Source organism: Chitinophaga sp. YR627 (genome assembly GCF_900114995.1).
Classification (GTDB): Bacteria; Bacteroidota; Bacteroidia; order Chitinophagales; family Chitinophagaceae; genus Chitinophaga.
The window spans coordinates 1,201,198-1,218,357 of record NZ_FOUX01000003.1 but is presented as its reverse complement, the minus strand read 5'-3'; the positions used below and the strand labels follow the sequence as shown (position 1 = coordinate 1,218,357).

The 17,160-nt window shown below is 47.0% G+C and carries 11 protein-coding genes; 3 read left to right on the top strand and 8 right to left on the bottom strand.

Annotated features, from left to right (window positions below):
* Positions 1-504 precede the first annotated feature (504 nt).
* From truA to BMZ72_RS20575, 3 genes are all read right to left on the bottom strand, one after another.
* The gene (truA, locus tag BMZ72_RS20585; protein ID WP_089811577.1) at positions 505-1,257 is read right to left on the bottom strand and encodes a tRNA pseudouridine(38-40) synthase TruA; all 753 of its coding nucleotides are present in this window, start codon (positions 1,255-1,257) and stop codon (positions 505-507) included.
* Positions 1,258-1,357: 100 nt separating this feature from the next.
* Positions 1,358-3,169: a hypothetical protein gene (locus BMZ72_RS20580; protein ID WP_089811576.1), complete on the bottom strand. Its 1,812-nt coding sequence runs from the start codon at positions 3,167-3,169 to the stop codon at positions 1,358-1,360.
* A gap of 80 nt (positions 3,170-3,249) precedes the next feature.
* Positions 3,250-3,750, bottom strand: a complete 501-nt coding sequence (locus tag BMZ72_RS20575) for a biotin/lipoyl-containing protein (protein ID WP_089811575.1) — start codon at positions 3,748-3,750, stop codon at positions 3,250-3,252.
* A gap of 177 nt (positions 3,751-3,927) precedes the next feature.
* Here BMZ72_RS20575 and BMZ72_RS20570 point away from each other — a divergent pair, with 177 nt between their 5' ends.
* Positions 3,928-6,465 carry a M1 family aminopeptidase gene (locus tag BMZ72_RS20570; RefSeq protein WP_089811574.1) on the top strand — a complete coding sequence of 846 codons (2,538 nt, stop codon included), beginning with the start codon at positions 3,928-3,930 and terminating at the stop codon, positions 6,463-6,465.
* 63 nt (positions 6,466-6,528) lie between these two features.
* On the opposite strand, the gene BMZ72_RS20565 is transcribed toward BMZ72_RS20570, so the two are convergent.
* The 5 genes from BMZ72_RS20565 to BMZ72_RS20545 are packed head-to-tail and all read right to left on the bottom strand — an operon-like array spanning position 6,529 to position 12,389.
* On the bottom strand, positions 6,529-7,932 hold the full coding sequence (locus tag BMZ72_RS20565; RefSeq protein WP_089811573.1) for an MBL fold metallo-hydrolase: 1,404 nt from the start codon (positions 7,930-7,932) through the stop codon (positions 6,529-6,531).
* 39 nt (positions 7,933-7,971) lie between these two features.
* On the bottom strand, positions 7,972-8,475 hold the full coding sequence (locus tag BMZ72_RS20560; RefSeq protein WP_089811572.1) for a DUF4442 domain-containing protein: 504 nt from the start codon (positions 8,473-8,475) through the stop codon (positions 7,972-7,974).
* A gap of 7 nt (positions 8,476-8,482) precedes the next feature.
* Positions 8,483-8,995 carry a thioredoxin family protein gene (locus BMZ72_RS20555; protein ID WP_089811571.1) on the bottom strand — a complete coding sequence of 171 codons (513 nt, stop codon included), beginning with the start codon at positions 8,993-8,995 and terminating at the stop codon, positions 8,483-8,485.
* 17 nt (positions 8,996-9,012) lie between these two features.
* Positions 9,013-11,076 (bottom strand): polyphosphate kinase 1, encoded by a 2,064-nt coding sequence (gene ppk1 / locus BMZ72_RS20550; RefSeq protein ID WP_089811614.1) that lies wholly within the window; start codon positions 11,074-11,076, stop codon positions 9,013-9,015.
* Between the two features lie 23 nt (positions 11,077-11,099).
* Entirely contained in the window at positions 11,100-12,389 is a 1,290-nt protein-coding gene (locus BMZ72_RS20545) for a Pycsar system effector family protein (protein WP_089811570.1), read from the bottom strand.
* A 139-nt stretch (positions 12,390-12,528) separates the two neighbouring features.
* On the opposite strand from BMZ72_RS20545, the gene BMZ72_RS20540 reads away from it, so the two are divergent.
* Both BMZ72_RS20540 and BMZ72_RS20535 read left to right on the top strand, forming a co-directional pair.
* Complete coding sequence (locus tag BMZ72_RS20540) at positions 12,529-13,377, top strand: SdiA-regulated domain-containing protein (protein WP_089811569.1); 849 nt, start codon at positions 12,529-12,531, stop codon at positions 13,375-13,377.
* A complete protein-coding gene (locus tag BMZ72_RS20535) occupies positions 13,374-17,045 on the top strand; it encodes a BamA/TamA family outer membrane protein (RefSeq protein WP_089811568.1) in 3,672 nt (1,223 codons plus the stop codon). The genes BMZ72_RS20540 and BMZ72_RS20535 overlap by 4 nt, the downstream gene beginning before the upstream one ends.
* Positions 17,046-17,160 lie beyond the last annotated feature (115 nt).

Genomic DNA, 17,160 nt, shown 5'->3' with positions numbered 1-17,160 from the left:
TCGAAATTAGACGTCATTTATCTAATGTTTTCGCTGAACATTACCTGTTAAAATTTGCTGTTGTTTCCATTCTTTCAAAGAACTTCCGTTAAACCGTTTGTCTAACGTTTGTTAATGTCCCGGATCCGATCCGTGTGGCGCTTACCGCCTGACATCTGTACTTATTTGAAGAGCTTTTTCTTTGCTTCCGTTTCGCGTCGTTTGCGTTGGGGTTGCAAAGATAGTCACTTTTTCATTTCTACCAAATCTTTTTTGAAGATTTATTTTTAGCGATCATTTTAGCAATGATCTTTCAAAACTCAATACCACTGCCACTTTGGGCGATTGATACCTATTCAAAAAAGAGAGAAAATTCGTACTTGGGAAGAGCTTTTTTCGCGTCTCGTTCTATCGAAACGGGATGCAAAGGTAGGAGTTTTCTGTTCACTACCAAATCTTTTTTGAAAGACAACTGTGACGATTATGTTAATATGCTAATTATCAAGTAATTAGGTGCAATATTTTTTATTGCACCCTATCCGCTAACATCCCCTCCGGATAAGCGACCTTCATCAAAAACAATCCCTGCGGTGGTACCGCGAAATCAGCATTTACACAATTACGGCTTTCTATCGCCTGCCTGAACCCATCCATCGTCAGTTTCCCACGTCCCACTCTCAACATCGTACCTACCATTCCCCTTACCATCCCTCTTAAAAAACGATTCGCTGTTACTCTATATACAATACGGTCCTCTCCCACTTCCCACTCCGACGACATGATATTACAGTTGTATGTCTTCACCTGCGTATTCCGCTTTGAGAACGTCATGAAGTTCTCGTACTCCCTCAATACGCCCGCCGCTTCATGCAACAGCTCCGGATGCAGCGTATACGGGAAGAAATACCCCCTGTCCCGCATAAACGGGTCTTTCTCCATATACAAGGTATACTCATAGGAACGGCTCAATGCGGCAAACCTTGAATGCGCATCATCAGCTACGCGATACAGATTACGCGCTACTACGTCGGGTGGCAGTATCGCATTCACCTTATAAAGGAATTGCGGATGCAGTGGCTGCTCCATATCAAAATGCAGGAAGTTCTGCTTCGCATGTACACCGGCATCTGTACGACTGGAACCTGTCGTTACAATAGCTCCTCTCATTAATGTACTGATGGCATGATCAACGACCGACTGCACCGTCTCCACATTATCCTGGACCTGAAAACCACCAAAGCTGGTACCCCTGTATGCTACTTCTATAAAGTATCTCATATTTACTAGTTGCGAAACGCGAAGGTAAGGCGCAAAAACAAAAAGGTCACAAAGTTGCTTTTATACAACCCTGTGACCTCTCTATTCGCTAGTTAGCTTATTATTTGTGTAACATCGCTTTGAAACGTCCTCTGTAATATTTATCAGACAGCAGATTCTCCATTCCCGGAAACTCGTCTGAATGATACGCCTTCGGATAAGCCTGATCCAGTAAGCGATACTTGGAATCATCGGTACTCATTAACTGTACCATGGTCCTGATCTGAGAAGACTCCAGGCAATAGCCCTTTGTCTGCTTACGAAACGATTCTATCATTGCGTCGTCATCTTTGGATGCTGCAAATTTCTTCAGTACTTTCCTGAACGTCTCATCATCCATCACCTTCCCACAATCAGAATTGATCATTTTCAGCGCAGAAGAAGACTTCGTATCAGTCACCGGTTCAGCTACAGGAGCTGCTACAACTGGTGTCGCTTCTTCGGCGTCTTTTTTCTTCTTTTTATCCTTTTTACTTTCTTTCGGATGATCAATAGACAGATCGCTTACTTCATATCCGGTCGGATCACTCACTACATTATTAGGACGCTCTGATGTATCTATTGTATCGATCTTTTCAGCAATCTTACTACGCTTTTTCTTTTTACTACCTGCTGCTGCCGGATCTTCTGCCGGAATTGTCACAGGTTGAGGCGCAGGTGTTTCGGTCGTTGCTGTCGGAACCGGTGTACCTGCTGGTGGCGCCTGATGACCGCCGGTATCCATAAAGTCTATAAATGCAGGATCATCTGCTTTCTTCTTACGTGACTTCTTATCTTTCTTTGAAGCAGCGTCCTCTTTCACCGGCTCTGCTGGTGGCATTGTAGCCCGGACAGGTTCACTTGCAGGAACAGCTGCCGGCGTATCCTGTACAGCCGCCGGTGCTGGCGTTGGTGTTGCATCTGCCGTTGCCGGTGGAACACTTGCCGGCTCTGTTGCACCTCCCTTATTCTCTTCCGCCAGTATCGCACTGGCCAGTTGTTGTTCTTCCTCTGTCAGCGGCTCACGCTCACGTCTTTTCCGCTTCTTCTTCGGCACTTCTGTTACCACTTCGGCTGGTACTATCTTTTTAGCACTATCTACAGGAGCTGCTGCCGTTACAGGAGCTTTAGGTTGTTCAGGTTCTATCTCATCCGGACGATCATCACTTACCACTCTATCCAGTGCCTGGGAGAATTTATTGGTCTGTTTCACCGGAGGAGGCGTTACAGGATTTACCGGACGGGTACCTGGTCCGACTGTCACTCCTGATTTTGAAGGGAAAGTAGAATCAAGCTCTTTCTTCAGAGAAGCCATCATTTGCTGGTTCTTCTCCTCATCAGAAACAACCGGTACCGGCGGCGCTGGTACCAATGGGGAATCTGCTGCTGCTGTCTTAGGCGCCGGTGTCATCTCAGGTGCCGGCGTTGTTACTGCCACTTCTGCTACCGGAGCTGGTGGAGGTGTCTGTTCAGACGCTACCGGCGCTTCCTGTGCAGGTGCTTCCGTAGCCGCCACAGCTTCCTTTGGCTTACCTGTTGATGGCCTGGTTACTGCAAAGGTCTGCAGATTGAAAAGGGCATACCCCCTGTCACCATCCTGTTTCAACAGAAATCCCTGATCGGCAGGACCGGCAATACGTACCTGATACTCACGCTCAGGTGCATCACTCTTCGCCAGACCAATACGCAGAGAAGCTGTACCGGCAGGCATTTTGGAAAGTATGAGATACCCCCTGTCTGAAGACGGGAGCAACTTACCATCATATCTTACATAAAAAGGCTGGGATCTTTCACTTTGTATATATACAAAATACTGCTGATCCTGCGCTGACATATGTAATGCCATCCCAAGGAAGAACAGTGTGAAAAAAGATCTCTTTAAAAATTGCAGCATACACATTACTTAAATAACTACGAATGACGGACGAGTCCGTCATTCCTGATCGCTTTATATTGATTTAATAATTACAAAATCTATTCCAAGATAACCAGTACCTCTCCTTTCTCCACCGCCGTGCGCTCTTTTACTTTTACTTCTTTTACCACCGCATCTGCCACGGCTTTAAACACATTCTCCATCTTCATTGCTTCCAGTATCAATACCGGATCGCCTTTTTTTATCGCTTGTCCTGGTTCTACCAGTACTTTCAACACCAATCCCGGCATAGGCGCCTTCAGGTCATTCACCTTGCGGCTCAACGCATCTTTCATCCCCATCTCAGCCAGCAACTGATCGATCGGCTCCTCTATGGCTACCTCGTATTCCTGCTGATCTATTATAATAGTAACCGTTTTTGTATCCCGGTCTATCTTAGCCACCTGTGCTATATAACTCTTCCCATTCAATATAACACTATGATTACCACCTGGTAATGATATCTCCGACCAATTCACCGGCTGCTCATCACAGGTAACTGCATACTTGTCTGTTGCGACCTTAAACGACAGATCGCCATTCACAATAGCTTTTATCATAACATGGTTTTAGCTGTATCGGAACAAAAATAACATTTTTAAACACTTACCGGGCGGGGGCTTTGCGAATGATCCCGAATAATAGCCAATTATCATGATTTGTTTAATATTAACAGCCCGAATAACAATTATTTGTGATAAATCCTGTTAATTCGTGGCTTAAAACAGTTAATAATCATGTTCAAACCTTTGAAGCACACGCTTAAAAGTGTACTGTTAGCAGGTCTTACCGGTATAATTTATTATACGCCAGCCGCTGCTCAACAGGCCCCTTCACAACAGGAAGATCCCGCCCTCAAAATCTACCGCGCCACCGCTACAAAAGTGCATGACCTGACGCACACTAAACTGGATGTTCGTTTCGATTATGCTAAAAGATACCTATTGGGTAAAGCCTGGCTTACGCTGAAGCCTCACTTTTACACCACCGACTCCCTTACCCTTGATGCTAAAGCAATGGATATCAAGCAGGTGGCTATCGTAAAAGCTGGTAAGAACGTACCGCTGAAATTCACCTATGACAGCTTACAGCTGCACATCGCATTGGATAAACCTTACCAGAGAACAGAGTCATTTGTTGTCTATATAGATTATATAGCCCGTCCTGAAGAAGTAAAATCTGAAGGCAGCTCCGCTATCACCGACGCTAAAGGGCTGTATTTTATCAACCCTGACAGCGCGATCGCCAATAAACCGGTACAGATCTGGACACAGGGCGAAACAGAATCCAGCTCCGCCTGGTTCCCTACGATAGACCGTACCTATCAGAAGACAACTGAAGAAATCAGCATCACAGTTGATAAAAAATACGCTACCCTTTCCAACGGTAAACTGGTTAGTCAGAAAAACAACCCTGACGGTACCCGTACCGATAACTGGAAAATGGACCTCCCCCACTCTCCTTACCTGTTCATGATGGCAGTAGGCGACTTCGCCATCATTAAAGACCAGTGGAAAGGTAAAGAGGTGAATTACTATGTGGAAAAGGCATATGCCCCTTATGCAAAAGCCATCTTCGGTAACACACCGGAAATGATGACCTTCTACTCTAACCTCCTGGGTTATGACTATCCATGGGCGAAATACTCCCAGGTAGTGGTAAGAGACTATGTTTCCGGCGCGATGGAAAATACCACCGCTACCATCCACGGAGATTTCCTGCAGAAAACTGACAGGGAGCTCCTGGACAACAACAATTATAATGAAGCGGTAGTTGCCCACGAACTGTTCCACCACTGGTTTGGTGACCTGGTGACTGCCGAGTCCTGGAGTAACCTGACCCTGAATGAGTCTTTCGCCGACTACAGCGAATACCTCTGGATGGCTTATAAATATGGTAAGGACGCTGCAGATGATCATGCCTATAAAGCCATGCAGAGCTATGAGAAATTTGCCCAGTACTCCGGCGACAGAGACCTGGTACGTTTCCATTACCATGACAAAGAAGACATGTTTGACGCGATCAGCTACCAGAAAGGTGGCCGTATCCTGCACATGCTGCGTAATGTAGTAGGTGACAGTGCTTTCTTCAAATCGCTGAACCTCTACCTGAAAACAAACGCCTTCAAATCAGCTGAAGCTCACCAGCTCCGCCTGGCTTTTGAAGAAGTAAGCGGTCAGGACCTGAACTGGTTCTTTAACCAATGGTATTATGGTCAGGGTTACCCTGTCCTGGATATCAAGTCCACCTTTAATGAAGCTAATAAGACTGTCACTGTTACTGTAGAACAGCAACAGGAAGGCAATAAACTCTTCCAGCTACCAGTAGCTATCGATATCTACGCAGGTGGTAAGAAAGTACGTCACCAGGTGACTATCTTCGATAAAACCAGCACTTTCACCCTGCCTTGCGCTACCAAACCTGATCTGGTAAACTTTGACGGTGATAAAGTACTGCTGGCGGAAAGAAAAGAACACAGAGATATCAACAGTTATATCTTCCAGTATGCACACGCGCCGGAATTCCAGGACCGTCGTGAAGCGATCGAGGCCTGTCTGAAAGAGCAGAGCACCAACCCTGCCGCGCTGAAAGTTGTCATAGCTGCCCTGAAAGATAAATTCTATGGTCTGCGTGCAATGGCTATCGGTGGTCTGAAACTTACTGATCCTGTGGTGAAAGAAGCTGCTTTCGCTACTTTACAGGAACTGGCAAAGAAAGATGATAATTCAACGGTACGTGCAGCTGCCCTGGGTCAACTGGGTTCTCTGAAAGATCCTGCGCTGATGTCTGTATTTGAAGCTGCTGTAAAAGACCGCTCTTATGCTGCTGCCGGTGCTGCCCTGGAAAGTCTGGGTGTATTAAACCTCGACAAGGCCTATACCCTGGCAAAACAGATGGAAGCTGATTCCAAAGGTGCGCTGAGTAACGCGATCACTACCATATATGCACAGAAAGGTAACGAAAGCGATGTTGCTTTCTTTGCGAAGACCTTTAATGAAACCAGCGGACAGGATAAACTGGAAGCTGCGATCCAGTACCTTTCTATCCTCAGCATTGTAGATAATACCGATCAGGTACTGCAGGGTGTGGAAGACATCAAAAAGATGGCCCTCATGTTCAATAACAAGATGGTCAACAACTACCTGGTAAGTATTCTGCAGCCTATCGCCAGAAACAAAGAAGAAAAAGCGGCGCTTGCTACACCTGATAAGAAGACAGCTTTGCTGAAGCAAAGTGAGTTTATGAAGAAAGTAGCCACCGAGTTAAAGAACTAAGCAATAATCATAAAAAAAAGCGTCTGCCAACCAGCAGACGCTTTTTTTTATGCCTTTAAGCTATTAGCCCAATCCTACTTCCGAATGCCGTTCAGGGATCTCAATATCCTGAAAACCTTTCTTCAGCAACCAGTTACGGAAAATAGTCTGTACCTCATATTCACCATGTACCAGGAATAATTTCTTTACTTCTCTCGGGTCCTGGCAAGACAACCACTGACTCAGGTCTTCATAGTCGCCATGTGCACTCATCGAACGGATCACCCCCACATCTGCCCTTACTTCATAACGGGTACCATAAATAGATACCTCCTTCGCGCCTCTCATCAGACGGCCACCCAGTGACTGCGGCTCGCAATAACCAACGATCAGGATGGTATTTCTGCTGTCATTGATATTATTGGCGATATGGTGTTTTACCCTACCCGCTTCCGCCATGCCTGATGCAGAGATAATCACACAGGGTGCTTCCCGGAAGTTCAGCGCCTTAGACTCATCTCCGGTACTGATATAATGCAGACCCGGGAAATCAAACGGATCATCATCCCGCTCCAGTAATTTCTTTACGGTCTTGTTAAAGGTCTCCGGATGGTGTCTTACCACGTCGGTTGCCTCTCTGGACAGCGGACTATCCACAAAGATGTCCACCTTTGGTAATTTGCCATCCAGTTCCGCCCTGTTAAGGGCATATAATAGTTCCTGTGTACGGCCAACGCTGAAAGCCGGTATGATCAGCTTTCCCTTTTTCACCTTACAGGTATCATGTATATATTTGATCAGGAGATCGTCTGACGGAGCCGCTTCTGCATGCAGGGTACTGCCGTAGGTCGATTCCATCAGAATATAGTCTGCCTGTGGGAATACATCCGGAGAGCGGAGTATGGCATCATTATAACGACCGATATCGCCACTGAATGTGATCTGTGAGGTCTTACCGCTCTCTGTTATGCGCAGGTGTACGGCTGCGCTCCCAATGATATGCCCTGCATCTGTAAAGAATACCTCCACATCATCATCCACCTGAAACCAGGTATTATAGTTCACTTTTTTCAGCGCATTGATACTTTTCTTCGCATCATCGATAGTATACAAGGGTGCGATCTCCGGTTTGCCTTCCTTACGTAATTTCTTATTGGTAAACTTTGTATCATCTTCCTGGATCTTTGCAGAGTCCAGGAGCAGGATCTCCGTCAGGTCTTTTGTAGCAGGCGTACAGTAAATAGTCCCTTTAAAACCTCTTTTTACCAGCAGAGGAATCAACCCGGAGTGGTCTATATGCGCATGTGAGAGGATCATATGGGTTACGGCAGCAGCGTCAAATCCGAATTCTTCATTCATCGCGTCCGTCTCTCTGCCCATACCCTGGAACATACCGCAGTCCAGTAAGATCTTTTTGCCATTCGTAAGAGATATGAGGTGCTTTGATCCGGTAACCGTACGTGCGGCGCCGTGGAATGCAATTTTCATGTGGTGATATTGAAGAATGAACTGTAATGGTATATGTACTCAAGCCTTGCCCCTGAAGGACCAGGTAATAGCAAACGAGGCAATTACTGTGCCATCGTGGCTTCTGCCGATGCTGTTAACGGTGACTGTTTCCGGTTCACCACTGGCGGCTGTACGTGCGATCGCATCTCTGAGGATGTTTCCTTCCTCAAAGGTAAACCAGGTATTGCCGGTCGCTTTTTTCATAAAGCTGGCCTGCATACCAGTCACCAGCATAGATACGCGTTTGGGAGCTGCACCTCTGACATACATCATGGCTGGCAAACCGGTGCTCATTTCAGCTGCCATGCCCAGACAGGCAAAGTAGGTAGAGCGAAAGGGGTTCTGGGATAACCACCTGAAGGGTATAACGGTCACACACCCCGTTTCCGTCAGCTGTTTCAGACGGACGCCTGATAACCAGGCAATGGGTAGTTTCCAGAACAGATACAGCGAGAACCTGAACGGCTGTCCGGCAAAACGCATAAACGCCCGGGCAGCTGGTGGAAAAGGGGTGTGCTCCATAAAGGACTTATTGATTGGTATAAAAAGCAGGATTCAGTGCCTGTGGCGACCATTGCTTCAGCATATCCGCGACTTTCTTCTTATCATAACCATCTGCATCCTCCAGTAAGCCGGTATTCTGCGTATGCAGGCGATTGCCTTTAGCATCGAGTACTAAAAGTACCGGGAAACCAAAACGCTGTGGATATCCCAGCTTCTGCAGCAGGGGCAGGTTTTTGTTTTCCTTGCTATAGTTCAGGTAATAGATCACATAGTTATTCTCTGCCTGGGATAACAGGGTGGAATCCTCGTGCAGCATCTTATAGAAGCGTTTACACCAGATACACCAGTTACCGCCGACTTCTATCAGGATATGCTTATTCTGCGCTGCTGCCTGTTGTTGTGCCTTTGCCAGATCGGCGGCCGCATCGGCAGCAGGATTATAGATATGTTCAAGGTCCAGGTGTTGCTTTTCCTGTGCATGTATCACGCCTGCACTCAGCAGCATTAATACAACAGGGAGCCACAGATATTTTTTCATAAGCCGGATAGGTTGTTTTACAGTGATTGTACATACTGGTAGATGGATGCCTGCGCGTTGACAAGCGGGGCGCCTTCTGCCGGTTCTATTTCAATATTACGTATGTTCTCATCCAATCTGACCGCATTGGTATTATCAGCCAGCTGCAAACGGATAATTTCCTTCAATTGCTGCTGTAATGCCGGATCATAGATCGGGAAGACCACTTCGATACGCCTGTGGAGGTTACGGTTCATCCAGTCGGCCGAACCCATATAGACCTCTTCGTTGCCGTCATTATGGAAAATAAAGACCCTGGCATGTTCCAGGTAGCGGTCCACGATACGGCGTACCCTTATATTACTGCTTTCCGGCTGATCGGGTACCAGGCAGCAGATGCTGCGTACGATCAGATCGATCTCTACGCCTTCCTGACTGGCAGCATACAGGCTTCCGATCATTTCCTTTTCCTGGAGGTTGTTCAGTTTAATGGTGATCTTAGCAGGCTTACCGGCACGGGCATTTTCAATTTCCCGGTTGATGAGCTGTTTGAAACGGGCCATCATGTTAAACTGCGCTACCAGCAGGTGATTAAAGGTCAGATAGCTGTACTTCGCCGGTTGCTCTCTTGCCTGCAGGTACAGGAACAGCAGCTCCAGTTCCTGGGTCATACCCGGGTGAGCGGTCATGAGTACATGGTCTGTATAGAAACGGGCCGTACTTTCATTGAAGTTACCTGTAGCCATCAGACCGGCATAATCCCACTGGTATCCGCGACGGCGTTTCACCAGCGCGATCTTCGCGTGTACTTTCAGTCCGGGGATGCTATAAATGATCTTTACGCCCGCCGCCTTCATTTTCTTTGCCCAGCGGATATTGTTTGCCTCGTCAAAACGGGCTTTCAGCTCCACAAAGACCGTTACCTGTTTCCCGTTATGCGCAGCACTGATCAGTGCATTGGCTATCTGGGAACTGGAAGCGATACGATAAAGGGTGATATAAATTTCCTGTACGGATGGATCGACAGCTGCTTCATTGAAGAAGCGCAGAATATAGTCATAACGCTGGTAAGGCGCATGCAGGAGAATATCCCGCTTCATGACTTCCTCCAGCAACCGGGGTGTACTTTCCAGTGAGGATTCCGGCAGGGAGGACTGTTTAGGATATGCAAATGCCGGAGACTTTACGGGCATCGGCAGATCGGCCAGGTCCTTCAGGTTATGGTACCTGCCGCCCTCTACCATCTCTTCCGGCAGTATATGGAAGTAAACAGCCAGCAGTTTCCGCAGGGCGAGCGGCATGGCCGCGTCAAACAGGAAACGGGTAGGGATACCCAGTTCACGTTTTACGATCATGGTCTCTACCTGTTCAAGAATATCGTTGGCCAGCTCATTCATATCCGTCTCTGCATCCCTGGTGATCTTGATACTATAGCAGCCGTTCACAGTATAACCCGGGAAGAGGAAGCCGATATTATCCCTGATCACATCATCCAGCATGGCAATGTAATAGACATTGTCCAGGGCCGGCAGCTCAATAAAACGGGGCATAAATGCACTTGGGATATTTACCAGTGCATACTGCTGCATATCAGGAGCGCTATCTTCTGTCACAGACACCACGAGGTATAACTGGTTATTTTCCAGAAATACTTCTTCCGGCTTCTTTTTACGCAACCAGAGCGGTTGCAGGAAGCTGAGTACCCGTGTCAGGAAATATTCCCGCAGGTGCTCATGATGTTGTGTATGGATAGGTTCGTTGTAATAAAGATGTATGTTGTAACTCCCAAGGGCGGGTAACAGCTGTCCGGTCAGCGTCTGGCCGAACACACCCAGCTGCCTGTTGATCTCTGCCTGTATAGCGGGCAGGGTATCCGGAGAAATGATCTCCTCTCCGGCGGCAGCCGGATTATTATCCAGTACTTTATTCACAGCCAGTACAGCCGGCATACGTACCCTAAAGAATTCATCGAGGTTAGAGGAGAAGATAGAGAGGAACTTGATCCGTTCGTACAAAGGCACTTTCTCATCTCTTGCCATACACAGTACGCGGTAGTTGAACGACAACCAGCTCAGGTCACGGTCATATAACGGTACATTCATAGAAATCGTCTTGTTACTCATGCTTAGTTCTTCACCGGAAAAAATAATGCTGCTATCAGGAACGCTCCCACGGAGATGATCAGCCCGAACATAAAGATGTTATAGGCAATACGCAGCTGTTTGTATTTTTTGCCAAGCACTACCCCCAGGTGATAGATATCCTGGATCATGCTGCCATATACGTATTCGTTATCTTTCATCATCTCGGTCATCCCCCAGGTGTACTCATCCAGAGACATCTTATGGAAGTTGCCGAAGAACAGCAGGTTGGTCTTTTTACTGTCAATATCAGCTTTGGTGAATTTACCTACGTTGATATTAGGACGGGTGGCCAGCACGGAGAAGATGATGGTCAGTACGCCGGTCATCAGGAAGATGAAGGCAGGGATAATCAGATTAGGGTAATCTTCCAATCTTCTGAACAACACGCCCAGGATCACAGAGATGATGATAGAGTTCACCGAGATCATGATGTGTGCTTTGCTGTCGGCCATGGAACTGAGGCGGATATGATTGGTAGAGGTAGTACGAAACATGGTTTCTACTCCTCTTCCCGGCTTCGGTTCTTTCTCTTTGTCCTTTTTCTTGTCTTTTTTCTTTTCCTCCGCGGTTGTGACGGTGGCATCTGGCACGACTACAGCAACTGCTGCTTCTACCGGCGCGTCTTCGGCTGCATGTTTTGCCGCCTTATCTTTCTTGTGTGCCTTTTCTTCCTGTTTTTCGAGTTTACTTTTCAATTTGGCGATGTTCTCGTCTTTTTGTTGTTGTAATAACGCCTTACAATAGGCCGTAAAATAGTGATGTGATTCCTGGAGACGCAGCGAACCGGCATTCCATACAGCGCCCGGTATCTCCGTGCCGCTGGACAGTTCCATTTCCTGTCTGAGCAGACGGGACCTGTCTCTGAACTCCTTTGTACCGAGGTGGAAAAGGTCTGCATCACATACGATCTCTTCCAGCAGGTTCTGCGGATGTTGTGGCATTTTGGTAGCCATAATACAGCCGGTCACCTGTTGTTGTACATCTTCTGGAATCTGTTGTACATTTAAGAACGCTCTCGCCATCTCGGCCCCCTTCTCCTCGTGCATTTTCGTTTCTCCCATCAGGTAGCCAAGGTCATGAAACCAGCAGGCCACACATACGATCAGCAGGTCATTATCTGCCAGCCGGTAATGCGCTGCAATCTGCTGTGCTGCTGCAACTACCAGCTTTGTATGTTCTAAATTATGATAGACCAGGTTAGGGTGAGGATGTTCCTGGTATTGCTTTGCAACATATGTTTCTGCTGCTTCTATGATTAATCCTGTGTGCATAAGCCTTAGTTAAAAAAGCAAAACTGAGATCAGCAAGTTACTGCATTTTTAAGTTAATTTTATTCTGCAAATAAGCAATACAAAATACAGCGGATATCCAGTCCGTTGTGTTTTTGCATTGAATATTAACCACTCATCTATGCAAGTAAGATATATTGCGTTCTTTTTTCTGTTCCTTTCCTGTAACGCTTTCAATCAGGAAGATAAACAATATAGCTCTCCAAAGGGTTATAATCTTGCAGAACCTACCCGTTACCGTGTAAGGCAATCCATGCAGGAAATTTCAGGGATTGTACTCGCTCCGGATGAACACCATATCATGGCGATCAATGACGAGGAGGGCAAGATCTACTCTATCGACCTGGACACCGAAAAGCCTTACCCAACTTCCAAGTTTGACAAAAGCGGCGACTACGAAGATCTCGCGACTACAGGTAACGACTGGTTTGTATTAAAGAGTAACGGGCATCTGTACCAGGTGCATGGCATGTTTACTGACACCGCCGACGCTACACACTACAAACTATCCATCCCCGGCAAAAGGGAATTTGAAAGCCTCTATTTTGATGCAAGAAACAACAGCCTGGTAGCTATCTGCAAAGCCTGTGAAGAAGACAAGAGAGAGGGTTTCACTTCCGCTTACCGGTTCCAGCTGAACACCATGGAGTATGACACCACACCTGCATTCCGTATCAATGTAGCTGAGATTGCAAGACTCACCGGTGGAGAGGTAGGGCATTTCAAGCCTTCAGGAGCCGCCGTTCATCCCATTGAAAATCGCCTGTACATCGTATCTGCGGTCAACCGTATGCTGGTCATCACTGACCTTGACGGCAAAGTACAGGAGGCTTATAATCTACGACACCGCAGATTCGCGCAGCCTGAAGGGATCTCCTTCACTGCCAATGGCGACATGTACATATCTAACGAAGCGGTAGACGAGGCGCAGGCCAATATTCTGAAATTTAAGTACAACTCATCACGATGATTAGCATTTTACCAAAAGCAAGACACCTTTTACCCCTTCTATTCCTGCCATTGCTATCTCAGGCGCAGATGACAGATGACAGTCTCGCACGCAGAGTGATCCTGATCGGCGATGCCGGGGAGCTGCATAAAGACGGTCATAACCCTGTTATCGATGCAGTAAAACAGCGCATCAACCTCCAGGATGCCAGAAATACCGTATTGTTCCTGGGCGATAACGTATACCCGCTCGGCTTACCCGATGCAGGCGCCGCAAGATATGATGAGGCCAGACAAATACTTGACTACCAGGTAGGCCTGGTGAAAAATACGGCCACTCAGGCCATCTTTATCCCTGGTAACCATGACTGGAAACGGTCAAAACCAGACGGATGGCAGACAGTGATCAACCAGCAACTGTATATAGATTCCTTACAACTCCCGAATGTCAACTTCCTGCCGAAGGACGGTTGTCCGGGTCCGGAAGAGGTACATCTTGATAATAATACCACCCTCATCATTATGGATACCGAGTGGTGGCTGTTCCCTTATCAGAAACCAGGTTCCGAGTCTTCCTGTGACACAAAGACCCGGGAAGAGGTACTGGCTGAAGTCAGCGATATCGTGAGCCGTAACAGGAATAAACTGATCATATTCGCTGCACACCATCCTTTCAGAAGCTATAGCGTACATGGTGGTTACTATACCATCAAACAACATATCTTCCCTTTCACCGATCTGAAAAAGAACCTGTACATCCCCTTACCGCTGATTGGCTCTATCTACCCCATCACACGTGGTGTATTTGGTACGCCGGAAGATATTCCCAATCCGACCTATCAGTCAATGATAAGGGGTATTGAAGCAGCGATCAAACCACATGGCCCGGCTATCTTCGTATCCGGCCATGATCATACCCTGCAGCTCATCAACGATGATCAGAACTTCTATGTCGTGAGTGGCTCAGGTGCGAAAGAAAATCGTGTAAAGAAAGGCAGCAAGTCTTTATATGCCAGCAATGAGAACGGTTATACGGTACTGGAAATCTCCAAAAGCGGCCGTGTACAAGTGAAATATTATACTGTCGATAAGACGGATGGTCCTTCCTATGCACAACAACTGTTCAGCTTACAGGACGTTCGTTCCAGCACCCTTGCCAACGCAAGTCCTTCTGCCAGTCAGTTACCACCAACTATCTCCATGGCGGCAGATTCGCAGTATATCAACAAAACCGGTTTCCATTACTGGCTGATGGGCCGTAACTACCGTAATGTATGGGCTACGCCGATGGACTTCCCGGTACTGGACCTGAATAAGGAACAGGGCGGTATGAAGATCCTGAAACGTGGTGGTGGTATGCAGACCATGTCCCTGCGACTGGAAGATAAAAAAGGTACTGAATGGGTACTCCGCTCGCTGAAGAAATATCCCGCGAAAGCGGTACCCGAAGCATTAAGGGAAACGATCGCCAAAGACGTCGTACAGGACCAGATCTCTGCGGCCAACCCTTACGCTCCTATGGCTGTTGGTACATTAGCGGATGCGGCAGGGGTTCATCACACTAATCCGAGATTTGTATATCTGCCAAAAGATACCGTACTGGGTTTCTATGCCAATACATATGGAGATGACGTGTATCTCTTCGAAGAAAGAGAGCCGGATGTAAAGGGTAAAACCCTGAATACACCGAAGCTGCTTGAACAGATACAGGGCGATAACGATAACACCGTTAACCAGGCAGCTGTGCTGAATGCACGTCTGCTGGACTGGCTGATGGCTGACTGGGACCGTCATGACGACCAGTGGAGATGGGGAGCAGAAAAAAGTAAAAAAGCAAAAACACAGGTATACTTCCCGATTCCCCGTGACCGCGACCAGGCATTCTTTGTGAATGAAGGCTTTTTGCCGCGTGTCGCTTCCAGGAAATGGGCTTTGCCTAATATCCAGGGATTCCGTCCGAAGATCAGATATATCGAAGGACAGAACCCTACGGCGCAACCTTTTGATCGTTCTTTCATGAACGAATTGAGTGAACAGGAATGGAAAGACATTTCCCATGCTTTCGTACTGCGTATGACGGATACTGTTATCAGGACTGCGGTAAACCAGTTCCCCGATAATATCAAATCACAGATAGGTGAACGTGTGTACACCACCCTGAAAGCACGTCGCGACATACTGGAAAAAGAAGCGCTCCAGTTCTACAGCTTCATTTCCAGACATGTGGAAATAGTAGGTACCAAAAAAGATGAGCTGTTCACCATCGAGCGCCAGCCGGAAGGAAAAATAGACGTCGCAGTTACCAAGATCAATAAAAAGGGAGAACTGGAACAGACCATCTATCACCGTCTGTTTGATCCGAAAGACACCCGTGAGATCAGGATCTTTGGTCTGGGTGGTGAGGACAAATATGTTGTAAAAGGTGATAACGGCTCTCCTATAAAGATACGTATCATCGGAGGCAGGAATATCGATACTTATGTGGACAGCACCGGCAGTCATGCAGGGAAACGCATCCGTATCTATGACCTGGCCAACAGAAAGGATAGTTTTGATATGCATGGTAATGACAGACGTATCCTGTCATCCAATCCTGACAACATCCGTTACGAGCGCACCTTCTTCCGTTATCAGTATGATAAGCTGATGCCACTGGCTTCCGCTGCCTTTAACCAGGATGATGGATTGTCGCTGGGAGCAGGTTTCCAATATACCACACAGGGCTTCCGCAAACGTCCGTTTGCTACCAGACATACCTTACTGGCAGGACACTCCCTGGGTACCAATGCATGGCAGTTCCGCTACTTTGGTGAATTCACCGATGCGATCGGCAACTCTGATCTGACCATCGCTGCAAATGTAAAAGCGCCTAACAATACCGTGAACTTCTTCGGTTTCGGCAACGAATCTGACTTTGATAAGTCACTGGGTATCCGTTATTACCGCACCCGTTTCAGCCTGTATAATGTGGAGCCTTTACTGAATACCAAACTGTCGCAGAACGTATCGCTGTTTTATGGCCCATCCTTCACCTACTATACGCTGGACAAGGATGAAACAGTTGGCCGTATCACTTCTGACTTCCCGAAAAACGGACTGGATTCCCTCTCTGTATTCCAATCTAAAACATATGCCGGTTTACGCTTAGGTTTAAGAATAGATACCCGTGACAACGCATTGATCCCAACCAGGGGTATCAGCTGGACAACCTCCGTATATGGCAATCAGGGATTGAATGCACAAAAACGGAACTACGTACAGGTACAGAGTGACTTAAGTCTTTATACTAATTTCCATGTACCAACCAGCGTGGTATTGGTAACCCGTTTCGGTGTGAATAAGATATGGGGAGATTATGAATACTTCCAGGCGACAACCCTGGGTGGTGTGCAGAATCTGAGAGGTTATCGTAACGCCCGTTTCACCGGTAATACTTCCGTATACAATAACATAGAGTTACGCATCAAATTATTTGATTTCCGTTCTTATCTGTTCCCTGCCAGTGTTGGTCTGATCGCGTTCAATGACGTAGGTCGCGTATGGTACCAGAGCCAGAAATCCAGTGCATGGCATGATGGTTATGGTGGAGGTATCTACTTTACCCCTGCTAATCTGGTGGTATTGTCTGCGGTGGTAGGTCGTTCCGAAGAAGGTATATTACCTTATATAACATTCGGATTCAGGTTCTGATATCCGGATTGATATAAAGTCAGATGCCGTTTTGATATTTGTTATCCTACGTTAATCTTACGTCTTTGAACGTAGGATTAACGTAGGATAACAAATATCAAAACGGCATCTAAGC